The organism is Burkholderia sp. Bmkn7 (assembly GCF_041103175.1).
GTDB lineage: Bacteria > Pseudomonadota > Gammaproteobacteria > Burkholderiales > Burkholderiaceae > Burkholderia > Burkholderia cepacia.
The window spans coordinates 516,837-529,196 of the sequence record NZ_JBGCUH010000002.1 but is presented as its reverse complement, the minus strand read 5'-3'; the positions used below and the strand labels follow the sequence as shown (position 1 = coordinate 529,196).

General features: G+C 68.0%; 13 protein-coding genes. 10 read left to right on the top strand and 3 right to left on the bottom strand.

What is annotated here, in order from left to right; genetic code table 11:
* Positions 1-80: 80 nt before the first annotated feature.
* Both folE and AB3K92_RS08250 read left to right on the top strand, forming a co-directional pair.
* The gene (gene folE, locus AB3K92_RS08255; RefSeq protein WP_021157584.1) at positions 81-713 is read left to right on the top strand and encodes a GTP cyclohydrolase I FolE; all 633 of its coding nucleotides are present in this window, start codon (positions 81-83) and stop codon (positions 711-713) included.
* A complete protein-coding gene (locus AB3K92_RS08250) occupies positions 713-1,516 on the top strand; it encodes an SDR family oxidoreductase (RefSeq protein WP_048021261.1) in 804 nt (267 codons plus the stop codon). The genes folE and AB3K92_RS08250 overlap by 1 nt, the downstream gene beginning before the upstream one ends.
* Positions 1,517-1,558: 42 nt before the next feature.
* On the opposite strand, the gene epsC is transcribed toward AB3K92_RS08250, so the two are convergent.
* Both epsC and AB3K92_RS08240 read right to left on the bottom strand, forming a co-directional pair.
* Positions 1,559-2,479, bottom strand: coding sequence for a serine O-acetyltransferase EpsC (epsC, locus tag AB3K92_RS08245; protein WP_021157582.1), 921 nt, complete (start codon positions 2,477-2,479; stop codon positions 1,559-1,561).
* 137 nt (positions 2,480-2,616) lie between these two features.
* Complete coding sequence (locus AB3K92_RS08240) at positions 2,617-2,850, bottom strand: hypothetical protein (RefSeq protein ID WP_011356723.1); 234 nt, start codon at positions 2,848-2,850, stop codon at positions 2,617-2,619.
* Between the two features lie 278 nt (positions 2,851-3,128).
* On the opposite strand from AB3K92_RS08240, the gene AB3K92_RS08235 reads away from it, so the two are divergent.
* The 3 genes from AB3K92_RS08235 (at position 3,129) to fnr (ending at position 5,440) form a co-directional block, all read left to right on the top strand.
* Positions 3,129-3,539: a DUF3005 domain-containing protein gene (locus AB3K92_RS08235; protein WP_048021258.1), complete on the top strand. Its 411-nt coding sequence runs from the start codon at positions 3,129-3,131 to the stop codon at positions 3,537-3,539.
* Positions 3,540-4,122: 583 nt separating this feature from the next.
* Positions 4,123-4,590, top strand: coding sequence for a universal stress protein (locus AB3K92_RS08230; protein WP_021157579.1), 468 nt, complete (start codon positions 4,123-4,125; stop codon positions 4,588-4,590).
* Between the two features lie 103 nt (positions 4,591-4,693).
* Positions 4,694-5,440, top strand: a complete 747-nt coding sequence (gene fnr, locus AB3K92_RS08225; RefSeq protein WP_042973551.1) for a fumarate/nitrate reduction transcriptional regulator Fnr — start codon at positions 4,694-4,696, stop codon at positions 5,438-5,440.
* A 56-nt stretch (positions 5,441-5,496) separates the two neighbouring features.
* Here fnr and AB3K92_RS08220 read toward each other — a convergent pair whose 3' ends face one another.
* Complete coding sequence (locus tag AB3K92_RS08220; RefSeq protein ID WP_039344521.1) at positions 5,497-6,390, bottom strand: LysR family transcriptional regulator ArgP; 894 nt, start codon at positions 6,388-6,390, stop codon at positions 5,497-5,499.
* A 110-nt stretch (positions 6,391-6,500) separates the two neighbouring features.
* Between AB3K92_RS08220 and AB3K92_RS08215 the strand changes: the two genes are divergently transcribed.
* The 5 genes from AB3K92_RS08215 to AB3K92_RS08195 all read left to right on the top strand — a co-directional run bounded on the left by AB3K92_RS08215 (position 6,501) and on the right by AB3K92_RS08195 (position 12,354).
* A complete protein-coding gene (locus tag AB3K92_RS08215) occupies positions 6,501-7,121 on the top strand; it encodes a LysE/ArgO family amino acid transporter (protein ID WP_369464789.1) in 621 nt (206 codons plus the stop codon).
* 381 nt (positions 7,122-7,502) lie between these two features.
* Positions 7,503-8,450 (top strand): aldo/keto reductase, encoded by a 948-nt coding sequence (locus tag AB3K92_RS08210; RefSeq protein ID WP_060280207.1) that lies wholly within the window; start codon positions 7,503-7,505, stop codon positions 8,448-8,450.
* A 220-nt stretch (positions 8,451-8,670) separates the two neighbouring features.
* On the top strand, positions 8,671-9,459 hold the full coding sequence (locus AB3K92_RS08205; protein ID WP_369464788.1) for a hypothetical protein: 789 nt from the start codon (positions 8,671-8,673) through the stop codon (positions 9,457-9,459).
* Between the two features lie 203 nt (positions 9,460-9,662).
* Positions 9,663-10,643, top strand: a complete 981-nt coding sequence (locus AB3K92_RS08200; RefSeq protein ID WP_369464787.1) for a helix-turn-helix domain-containing protein — start codon at positions 9,663-9,665, stop codon at positions 10,641-10,643.
* Between the two features lie 145 nt (positions 10,644-10,788).
* Positions 10,789-12,354 (top strand): GMC family oxidoreductase, encoded by a 1,566-nt coding sequence (locus tag AB3K92_RS08195; RefSeq protein ID WP_369464786.1) that lies wholly within the window; start codon positions 10,789-10,791, stop codon positions 12,352-12,354.
* Positions 12,355-12,360: the final 6 nt, after the last annotated feature.

Below are 12,360 nucleotides of genomic sequence, written 5' to 3'. Positions count from 1 at the left end.
CTCGCACGCGACCTGCGAAAGCATGAAACAATGCCCGGATTCCGCGCCGCCCCGGCGGCGGCATTCGATGGAGCAGATAGATGGCTAAAAAGAAGTCCGCGCGGCCCGAACCCGCCGCATCCCGTCCGAGCCGCGAAGAAGCGGAAGACGCCGTTCGCGTGCTGTTGCGCTGGGCCGGCGACGATCCCGCACGCGAAGGCCTGATCGACACGCCCGCGCGCGTCGTGCGCGCCTACGAGCAGTTCTTCGCCGGTTACGCGCTGGAGCCGCGCGACATCCTCGCGCGCACGTTCAGCGAAGTCGACGGCTACGACGAAATGATCGTGCTGAAGGACATCCGCTTCGAGAGCTACTGCGAGCACCACATGGTGCCGATCATCGGCCGCGCGCACGTCGCGTATCTGCCGAACCATCGCGTGGTCGGCATCTCGAAACTCGCGCGCCTCGTCGACGCGTTCGCGAAGCGCCTGCAGATCCAGGAAAAGATGACCGTGCAGATCGCCGACACGCTGTTCGACGTGCTGCAGCCGAAGGGCGTCGGCGTGATCCTCGAAGCCGCGCACCAGTGCATCTCGACGCGCGGCGTGCACAAGCCGGGCGTCGAGATGGTGACGTCGCGCATGCTCGGCACGTTCCGCACCGATCCGTCGACGCGGCGCGAATTCCTGTCGATCGTCGCGAATCCTTCTTCAGTCAACCTGACGAATACGTAATGGAGTCGACGAAGCAAACGGCGCACGCGCCCGTCGTGCTCGTGACCGGCGCCGCGCGCCGGGCCGGGCGCGCGTTCGCCGAGTATTTCGCCGCGCACGGCTATCGCACCGCGGTGCACTACGACCGTTCGGCCGATGCGGCGCAGGCCGCGGCCCGCGCGATCGCCGAACGCGGGCACGATTCGGTTGCGTTGCAGGCCGACCTGTCGGATGCCGAACAGATCACCGCGCTGATCGACCAGGTGTATGCGCGCTTCGGGCGCCTCGACGTGCTCGTCAACAACGCGTCGGTATTCTGGCAGGATCATTTCCCGAGCTTCGACCTCGCGGCGTTCGACCAGGCGTGGGCCGTCAACTGCCGCGCGCCGATCCTGCTCACGCGCGCGTTCTACGAACGGGCCCGCGCGGCCGGCACGCAGGGTGTCGTCGTGAACGTGGTCGACCAGAAGATCAAGGAAAACTTTCACCGCGACCATTTCAGCTATACGGTCGCGAAGGCCGCGCTCGGCAACCTCACGCAGATGCTCGCGCTGTCGTCCGCGCCGGTGCTGCGCGTGAACGCGGTGTTCCCCGGGCTGATGCTGCCGAGCGACGACCAGACGCCGGCCGACTTCGAACACGCGAGCCGCGCATCGACGCCGCTCGCGCGCATCGCGGGCCCCGACGACGTCGCGAGCGCGATCCTGATGCTGACGGGCAACGCGTACAACGGCGTGGATTTCGTCGTCGATGCGGGGCAGAACCTGATCCGCGTCGACCAGGACGTGCTGTACAAGCACCGCGCGCCCGACAGCAAGCACTGACCGACGCGCGCGGCGGCGGGCGGCCGGCGCCCGCGCGCCGGGTTACGGCTTCTCGGTGCTCCCGCCTTCGCGAACCTTGCCCTGCGCGACGCTCGTGCCGGGCGGCACGCTGTGCGTGAGCCACACGTTGCCGCCGATCACCGAACCGCGCCCGATCGTCACGCGGCCGAGAATCGTCGCGCCCGCGTAGATCACCACGTCGTCCTCGACGATCGGGTGCCGTGCGTTGCCCTTGACCAGCGCACCGTCGCCATCGGCCGGGAAGCTTTTCGCGCCGAGCGTGACGGCCTGGTACACGCGCACGCGCTCGCCGATGATCGCCGTCTCGCCGATCACGACACCCGTGCCGTGGTCGATGAAGAAGCTCGGGCCGATCTGCGCACCCGGGTGGATGTCGATGCCGGTGGCCGAGTGGGCGATTTCATTGATGAAGCGCGCAAGCAGCGGTACGCCAAGCTGGTGCAGCGCGTGCGCGAGCCGGTGGTGCATCATCGCCAGCACGCCGGGGTAGCACAGCAGGATCTCGGTGATGTGCTGCGCGGCCGGATCGCCCGCATAGGCGGCCTGGATATCGCTGACGAGCAGCGCGCGGACCGCCGGCAACTGCCGGCCGAATTCGCGCGCGATCTCGAACGCGCGTTCGTCGAGCTCGGCGAACGGCGTATCGGCATGTTCGGGCAGGAACGGCAGCGCGCGGCGAATCTGTTCGGACAGGATGCGCAGCGTGCTTTCGAGCGTGTGGCCGACGTAGAAATCGACGCTTTCGTCGGTCAGGTCGGGTGCGCCGTAGTGCGTCGGAAACATCGACGCGCGCAGGCCGGTCACAATCTTGCAGATCGCATCGCGTGACGGCAGTTCGCGGATGCCGCGCGGATGGCGCGTGCGATGGAGTTCCTCGCGCGACTCACGCAAGCCGGCGACGATTTCTTCCAGGCCCCACTGACGGGCGGGTGATGTCGACATATATCAATGCAGGCGGCCGCGCTCGGTCGCACGGCCGCTAATAAAGTGACGGGTTCCGCAAGATTACCGCGTTTTGTGCCCGCCAGCGGCACGCCGGGGATCGGCCGGACGGCCGAGGGCACCGAATCGCGGCAGCGTCAGATCGTGATGCTGCTGGCGTCGATCCATCGCACGGCCCAGTCGCGCGCGTGCGCGATCGCGTCGCCTTCGTCGTTGAACTGGAGCTCGATCGGGAAAAAGCGGTTCGCAACGAGCTCCCCGTCGCTCGATCGGGAGATCACGACGTAGGGCTTGAATGAACCGTCGCTGGCACGCGCGGGCGCGCAGTTCAACAGATAACCGCGGTGCGTGAAGGCAGTAGTCGCTTGCATGAATCCGCCACCTCTAGTCCCTTGCTTTGTTGTTCACTGCCCGTCTTTAAGGGTGCTGCGGCGCCCCGGCGCGGGCAGAGGCGGCGCGACTCAATCCCCTGTCGCCGCTTCGCAGGAAAAGAATCATACTCTGTAGAAAACGCGTCTTCTAGCTGAAATAAATCACGACAAATCAGTGCGCGTCGCGCGACCGCGGCGATCGCCCGCGCGCCTTTTCCCGTCATGCCCGGAACGGGATTTGCTTCGATCCGGAACGCTTCGCCGCGAGGAGAGCCGCGATGGAATCATCCGGTCAAACCGAGCGCTCGCGCCCACGCAGCATCGAGCTCGACAACGACGACACGCACGACAGCACGGTCGACACCGACGGCAAGAACCGCGAGGCGTCGCGTCTCGCCGGCGGCGGGCCGATCTCGCCCGACCAGATCACGCGCAGCAACGCGTCGCTCGTCAATGCGATGCCGGAAGCCGGCGACGGCTTCGCCGGGTTCGACAGCCGCCCCGGCGGCAACCATCCGGCGTTCGCGCTGCGTGCCGGATACATGGTGATCGAGAAAGGCTTCGACGCGCCGCCGGCGATGAGCGATGCGCCGTTCGGCCCCGTCCACCGGATGTACGGCAGCACGTACTGGCCCGGCCACCAGCGGCGGCCGGAGCGCGTATTCGAGCTGACCGCCGTCCCGAGATAGCCGGCGCGGCGTTTGAATCGATCGTTCGTTTGCCAACCGGTATCGGCCGACAGCCGATGGCCGAGGATCGGCGCACGCGACAGTGCGCCGACCGTGTGCCGTCAACCGCGCGATGCAGGAACGAACGATTCCGCGCGACGGCGCCGGCGGTCTCATGCACGCCGTGAATCGCACCGATGCAGGTGCGTTGATCGAGGTCATGTCGAAACGGCGCGATTGCGATTGAATGATGAGGGGGGCGATGCATCCGCGTGACCGTCGCGCGGTGTCGCCTCGATCGGCGCGCGTGGCGATGCACATGCATGCGCATGTGCCGCGCGCGACAACGCTGCCTGCGCATGCATTTCCACCGACGATGCGGACGACGGCGGGGGCCACGCCGCACGACACGCCTCGCACGTCACTGCATGCACCCTGTGCATGGCGTGCGCCGCGCAATCGGAGGCGGCACCGCCGCGCGGCACGACCGGCACCTCGCTGCAAAGTCCCGGCCATTGGTTTACCCTGCCTCGCAGCATCGCGCATCACCCAGCCCGATCGGCCATTCGGCCGACTTCGTTTCAACCCGCCACTCGGAGACACTATGTACAAGCGTATTCTGGTTGCCGTCGACGGCAGTGACACGTCCCGCCATGCGTTCGATGCCGCGCTGGCGCTCGCGAAATCGCACGGCGCCGAGCTGCAACCGTTCTACGTCGTCGAGAACGCCGCGATCTACTACAACGTGCCCGGCTACGATCCGTCCGTGCTGCGCGACCAGCTCGTCGCGCAGGGCGATGCGCTCGCGAAGGATTTCACGGCGCTGATGCAGGCAGCAGGCGTGAAGGGCGAGACGCGGCGGAGCGAAGCGACGTCGCTCAACGACGTATCGTCGCTGATCCTGGACGGCGCGAAAGCGTTCGGCGCCGATCTGCTGGTGCTCGGCACGCACGGCCGCCGCGGGTTCCGCCGTCTCGTGCTCGGCAGCATCGCCGAGCAATGCGTGCGCCACGCGACGCTGCCCGTGCTGCTGATCCCGGCGGCCGCCAACGCCGACGAGCCGGCCGCGTGAACGGCGTTCGGCATACGCGGCCGGTCGCGACGTTTTGTCACCCGACAGCGGCAAGTTGCGGTGGGACAATGATTCCGTCGATTCAATGCCGGAGTAAACGATCATGCTGACGCCCGTCGCCACACGTCCCGCCGCCACGCCTCATGCCGGTAGCTGGGCGCCTCGCCAGGCCGCCCACTGCTCGACGTGCGCGATGCGGCACCTGTGCATGCCGCAGGGGCTGGCGCCCGAAGCGCTCAGCCGCCTCGAATCGGTGATCTGCGCGGCGCGCCCCGTCAAGCGCGGCGAAGCGCTGTTCCGCGAAGGCGACGCATTCGACAACCTGTACGCGGTGCGCTCGGGTTCGCTGAAAACCGTCGCGACGCGCCACGACGGCCGCGAGCAGGTCACCGGCCTGCATCTCGCCGGCGAAGCGCTCGGCCTCGACGGCATCTGCGACGACACGCATCCGCGCACCGCGGTCGCGCTGGAAGACAGCTCCGTCTGCGTGATTCCGTACAGCGCGCTCAAGGCATTGTGCTCGGAAGCCGGTTCGATGCAGTTGCGCATGCACAAGCTGATGAGCGAACAGATCGTGCGCGAAACGTCGCAAACGATGCTGCTCGGTTCGCTGAATGCCGAAGAGCGCGTCGCCGCGTTCCTGCTCGACGTATCGTCGCGTTACCTGAAGCGCGGCTACTCGCCGTCGGAATTCAACCTGCGGATGACGCGCGAAGACATCGGCAGCTACCTCGGCATGACGCTCGAAACGGTCAGCCGCACGCTGTCAAAATTCCAGAAGCGCGGCCTGATCGAAATGCAGGGCCGCCACGTGCAGATCATCGATTTCGACGGCCTGCACCACGTCTGACGTGATGCCGCACGGCGCGCATCTCGCGCGCCGCGCCGCCCGCGTCACGCGACCGGTCAATCGAGGAACAGCGCGGCGCGCGCCTTCAGCGCCGCGCTGAAATCGTCGAGCCAGCCGATCGACAAACGCCAGCTCTGCCAGTAAAGGTCGATATCGATCGTTCGCCCGCGCGACATGTCGACCAGTTCACCCGCCGCCAGCTGGCGATCGACCATCCGGTCCGGACACATCCCCCATCCCAATCCCGTCTCGCATGCGCGCAGATAGCCCGCGACGTGCGGTATCCAGTGCTGCGGCGGATCGAGATCCGCGCGCGTCACGCGCCGGATGAAACGCGCCTGCAACCCGTCCTTCGGATTGAACATCACACACGGCGCACGACGCAGCGCATCGCGCGTAATGCCCGCGCCGAAGTAGCGTTCGTAAAACGCCGGCGAGCATACCGCGCGATAGCGGATCCGCCCGAGCCGCTCCGACCGGCACCCCTGGATCGGCTCGGCCTGCGCGGTCACGGCGCCCTGCACGCTGCCGTCGCGGATACGCGACGCCGTGTAATCCTGATCGTCGATCACGAGATCGAGCAACGTTTCGCGCTCCGTGCAGAACGGCCCGACCGCGTCGATGAACCATGTCGCGACGCTGTCGTCGTTGACGGCCACACGCAACGTCGGCCATGCGCTCGCGATCTGGCCCGGCAGTGCCGGCATCCGCCCGCCCAGCTCGGCCTCGAGCAGCTGCACGCGCTCGGTGTGACGGCACAGCAGCGCACCCGACGTCGTCGCGACGCACGGTTGCCCGCGCTTGACGAGCACGCTGCCGACCCGCTCCTCCAGCAATTTCACGCGCTGCGACACGGCCGAAGGCGTGACATTCAGCTCCTTGGCCGCACGCTCGAACGAACCGTGCCGGATCACCGCCGCGAGGGCATCGAGCAACGCGTAGTCGAGCATTAGATTTCCTTAATCTGCATTAGGTGATTTAGCTTCTCTTATTTTCATGCTGACCGCAGACTAGCGCTACCCGATTCATCCGTCTACTGCTTCTCCTGCTGTCATCCATCATGCACTGGCTCGCTTTTTCCCACGGCGCCGCGCTCTGCGGGTCGCTCATCGTCACCATCGGCGCGCAGAACGCATTCGTGCTGCGGCAGGGCATCATGCGCTCGCATGTCGGCAAGATCGTGCTGCTGTGCGCACTGTCCGACATGATCCTGATCGGCGCAGGCGTCGGCGGCGCATCGGCGCTCGTCGAACGCTATCCGACCTTCGTCCATGCGGTGCTGTACGTGGGCCTCGCCTATCTCGCGTGGTTCGGCATCAACGCGCTGCGCCGCGCGTTCAAGCCGGGCCACGAAACACTCGACGTGCGCGGCGATGCGGTCGCCCCGCCGCCGCAGAGCGGGCTCGCGATCGTGCTGATGACGCTCGCGTTCACGTGGCTCAACCCGCACGTGTATCTCGACACGTTCCTGCTGATCGGCACGGCCGGCGCGCGTGAACCGGAAGGTGCGCGGCTCGCGTTCGCGATCGGCGCGATGTCGGTCAGCGTCGTGTGGTTCCTCGGGCTCGGCTATGGCGCGCGATTGCTCGCGCCGTGGTTCCGCAAGGCAGTCGCGTGGCGCGTGCTGGACGGCGCGATCGGCAGCATGGTGCTGTTTCTCGCGGCCGTGCAGTTGCGCTGACCGGCTCACCGACGCACGGGCGGCCGCTTGTCGCCCGTCTTCCCGCCCGCGCCGGCGCAACGCCGGCACATCCGCCTTCGCGCCCTCCCGCCCGTGCCACCCACACGCCGTTGCGCATCCCACTGCGCCAGCAGCAACAAAAATCGGTTCCCGATCGAACGCAGCCATACAAAGCGCTCACGAAGCGGACGAGGTGTTCGTCATGCACGTCAAGCCGTCCGTCATCGCGACGGCGCGCCGCCTGCACGAATCGGAGCGATCGGCGAGAATGTCCGGCGCCCCGCGACAACGGCGTGACCGCACGCACCCGTCGTCTCGCGGTGATCGATTCGGCCCATCCCGCAGTTCAATTCCGTCATCCCGCAGAAATCGGAGCAGAACATGGCACACCGCCCCCTCGGCACATCGAACATCCAGGTTTCGCCGCTCGCGTTCGGCGGCAACGTCTTCGGCTGGACCGTCGACGAGAACACGTCGTTTGCGCTGCTCGACGCGCTCGCCGACACCGGCATCAACTTCATCGACACGGCCGACGTCTATTCGGCCTGGGTTCCCGGCAACCACGGCGGCGAATCGGAAACGATCATCGGCAAGTGGCTGAAGCGCTCGGGCAAGCGCGAGCAGGTCGTGATCGCGACCAAGGTCGGCCTGCTCGCCGCGCGCGCGGGGCTGTCGAAAGGCAACATCCTGAAGGCCGTCGACGATTCGCTGCGCCGCCTGCAGACCGACTACATCGACCTGTATTTCTCGCACCGCGATCTCGCCGACACGGCCCCGCTCGAAGAAACGCTCGGCGCATATCAAACGCTGATCGAAGCGGGCAAGGTGCGCATCATCGGCGCGTCGAACTACAGCGGCGCACGCCTGCGCGAAGCCGCCGCGATCAGCGCGCGCGACGGGCTGCCCGCGTACCAGGTCATCCAGCCGGAATACAACCTGCTGGACCGCGCCGACTACGAACGCGATCTCGAGCCGGTCGTGCGCGACCTGAAACTCGGCGTCGTCAACTACTACGCGCTCGCGAGCGGCTTCCTGTCGGGCAAGTACCGCAGCGAGGCCGACCTGAAGAAGAGCGTGCGCGGTGACCGCGTCGCCGGCTACCTGAATGAACGCGGGCTACGCATCCTCGCGGCACTCGATGCGGTGGCGGCGAAACACGGCACGCAGCCGGCTGCGATCGCGCTCGCCTGGCAGATCGCGCGGCCGACGATCACCGCACCGATCGCGAGCGCGACGTCGCTGGCGCAGCTGGAATCGCTCGGCGACGCGATCCGCGTCACGCTCGATCAGGACGACATCCGCCGGATCGACGAGGCCAGCGCGCCCTGAAGTCATCGGCAGCGGGCCGGCCGACCGGATCGCGCGGCCCGCGTGGTTCCGCGACCGGCCCGTGTCGTGTGCGCGCCCCTGTCACCGCATGCGCGGAGGCGGGGCATTCGGGTGGGGCGGATGAATACAATGGCGGCGCACGGGCGGCCCGCCGCACGGCTCGACATGGCCGGACCGATATCCGTGACGCCCGGCCCCACACCTCGCACAAAAAACGCCCATGCCCCGGAACACCCGCCGCGCCCGCTACGCCTCCCCGTTCGCCGCCATGCTCGCCGTGCCGTTCGCCTGCGCGCCGGCCGCGTCTTACGCGGGCTGGTACGAAATCGCGAACTACACCGGCACGATCGGCAACGCGCCGGTACACGTGTCGCTGCAGACTTACGACGCGATCAACCACAACGACGCGGGCCGCTGGCGCGTCGACGGCAGCTATTACTACGACGCGCATCGCAAGCCCATCCCGTTGCAGGGCCGCCGTGAGCCCGATGGCCGCATGACGCTGTGCGAAGCATCGCCGCCGGCATCGAACGCCGACTCGCCGGTCGTACCGGCCGCCTCGCCGTCACGGCCGAAGCCCTGCCCGATCGCGCTGAACGTCACCGGGAAAACGGCAACCGGCACGTGGGACGACGGCCGCAAGACGCTGCCGATCACGCTGGACGAAGTCGGCCGGCTGAACGACACCGACGACCAGCACCCGCAGCTGGACGGCAACGTCGATATCCCGATGTGGTATCGCACGAAGACGCACATGCTGGTCGGCGTCTACGCGCTGTCCGACAAGTGCGGCGTGGCGATGCAGTCGCTGCGGGCCGTGAACATCGCGACGGGCCGCGTCGACCGCACGATCGCGCTCGACTGCGACGCGGGGATGGTGATGACGTCGATCTACGCGAACGTCACCGACGCGCGGCGGGCCGGCTACGTCAGTGTCGAGTACCGCGGCGGCAAGATGGGCTACGAGCAGGACGTGTCGCTCGGGCTGCCGTCGTCTTCGTCGAAGTAAGCCGGCCACGCTTAGCCCAAAGCCGCATCCGTGTCTTGACTCGCACGGCCGCTTTCGTTGATCCGAACGGACATCGATCGCGCAATCGCCCGCCATGCCCCGCTGCAAGCGCGTCACGCACATGCCCCGGGTCTTTCACGGATTGACCACGCGCTCCGGCGTGCCCGAGACTGCGCCGCTCAGGCGGTCATCGGGAGAACGTCATGCCGGACACCAGCACGGAGATCGCCACGATCTCGACGCGCGCCGTGCGCGGCCACGAACGCGTCGACTACTGGGTCGACCATGTCGCTCGCACGCTCGTGCGGATCGAATGCAGCGGCAAGTCGTCCGAAGGGATCGATGCGTCGCTGCGCAAACGCGATCTCGGGCTGTTCCGCGCGTGCGACATCGTCGCGAACCGGCACGCAGTCGTGCGCACGTCGCACAACATCCACGCGGACCAGCGCGATGCCGTGTTCATCTGCCTGATGCACGCAGGGCAAGGCTATACGTTCCAGGACGTCGACTGCATGCAGCACGGGCCCGGCGACCTCGTGCTCTACGACACGTCGATGCCGTACGGGCACGGTTTTCCCGCCGACATGGCGATGACCGTGCTCGACGTGCCGCGCGACGTGTTCGAGGCGCGCGTCGGCCCGTGGCGCTACCGCAGCCTCGTCAAGATCGACCGTGACGACGGCCTCGCATCGTGGGCCGTGCGACAGGTGTATGCGCTGCTCGCCGCGCCGCAGGAGTCGACGCCCGGTGCGCGCGAACGGCGCGCCGCCGCGATCCTCGATCTCGTGCAGTCGATGCTGCGGTTGCGCGACGGCGACGCGTCGCCGACCAGGTCGACCGTCCACACGCTGTCGCGCGCAAAAGCGTTCATCGACAGCCATCTCGCCGACGACGATCTCGACAGCCGGTCGGTGAGCCGCGCGATCAACCTGTCGCCGCGCCAGCTCTCGCGCGTCTTCGAGATCGAAGGAACGCCGCTCACGCGCTACATCCTTGCGCGGCGGCTCGAACGCTGCCGCGCCGACTTGCGCGACCGGTCGCTGAAGCACCTGACGGTCAGCGAAATCGCGTTCCGCTGGGGCTTCAACAACAGCGCGCACTTCAGCCGCAGCTATCGCGCGCGCTTCGGCGAGACGCCGAGCGAGTCGCGCGCGTCGGCGCCGGCGCCGGCCGACGCGCGCTAGCCCGCCACCGTCCACCCGCCGCCGTGTCCCGGCGAGGCAAACACCCCGTCCGTCCCGGTCAAACGGGGCCGCATGGCGGTCGCTAAGCTGGCTTCCTGCGCGGCGGCACTCGTTTCGCCGCCCGACAGCAAGGAGAAGAAGCGGGATGGAGACGTACGACCATATCGTCGTCGGCGGCGGCTCGGCCGGCTGCACGGTCGCGCACCGGCTGGTGAAGGCCGGCAGGCGCGTGCTGCTGCTCGAGGACGGCCCGAAGGACGACAGCCTGTTCATCCGGATACCGGCGACGTTCATCCGCGTGCTCGGCACGCGCCGCACGGTCACGTTCGAGAGCGAGCCGCAAGCCGGTGCGGCGGGACGCAGGACCTACGTGCCGCAGGGCCGCACGCTCGGGGGCGGCAGCTCGGTCAACGCGATGCTGTACGTGCGCGGCACGCGCGACGACTACGACGACTGGGCCGCGCTCGGCTGCACGGGCTGGGGCTGGGACGACGTGCTGCCCGTGTTCAGGCGCGCCGAATCGCACCTGCGGCTCTCCGAGCCGTTTCACGGCACCGACGGGCCGCTGAAGGTCGGCGACACGCGCTTCAGGCATCCGCTGAGCCTCGCGTTCGTGAAAGCCGCTCAGGAAACCGGCATCGCCTACAACGACGATTTCAACGGCGCCGCGCAACATGGCGTCGGGTTCTACCACACGACGATCTTCGACGGCCGGCGCGGCAGTACCGCAGCCACCTATCTCGCCGACGCGCTGCGGCATCCGAACCTGCGCGTGCTGACCGGCTGCCGCGCGACGCGCATCCTGTTCGACGGCCGGCGTGCGACCGGCGTCGAATGGCGGACGGCAAGCGGCGCGACGGGTTCGGCCGCCGCGCGCGCCGACGTCGTGCTCGCAGCCGGTGCGCTCAGCACACCGAAGCTGCTGATGCTGTCGGGCATCGGGCCCGGCGCGCACCTGCACGCGCACGGCATCGACGTGCGGCACGACAGCCGCGACGTCGGCGCGAATTACCAGGATCATCTCGAAGTCTCGATCTACGGCCGCAGCCACGCGCCCGTGAGCCTGCTGGGCGAGGATCGCGGGCTGAAGGCATTGCGGCACGGGCTGCAGTGGATACTGTGCCGCACGGGCCTGCTGACGTCGAACGTCGTCGAATCCGGCGCGTTCGTCGACACGACCGGCAGCGGCCGCCCGGACATCCAGTTCCACGTGCTGCCGACGCTCGTCGGCGACGTCGATCGCGAGCCGCTGCCCGGCCACGGCCTGTCGATCAACCCGTGCCTGCTCAGGCCGCGCTCGCGCGGCTCGGTGCAACTGCGCGGCAACGATCCGGCCGCGCCGATTCTGTTCGACAGCGGCGCGCTGTCCGACCCGGCCGATGTCGACGGTCTCGTGCGCGGCGTCGCGCTCGCGCGGCGGATCATCCGCGCGCCGTCGCTCGCGCGCATCGTGCGCGAAGCCGAGACGCTGACCGAGTCGGCACTCGCCGACTACGTGCGGCGCCGCGCGAAAACCGTCTATCACCCGGCCGGCACCTGCCGCATGGGCAACGACGAACACGCGGTCGTGACGCCGCGCCTCTCGGTGCAGGGTGTCGACGGCTTGCGGATCTGCGATGCGTCGGTGATGCCGCGGATCGTGTCCGGCAACACGAACGCGCCGACGATCATGATCGCGGAGCGCTGCGCCGAATTCATGCTGGCGGAATGACGCGAC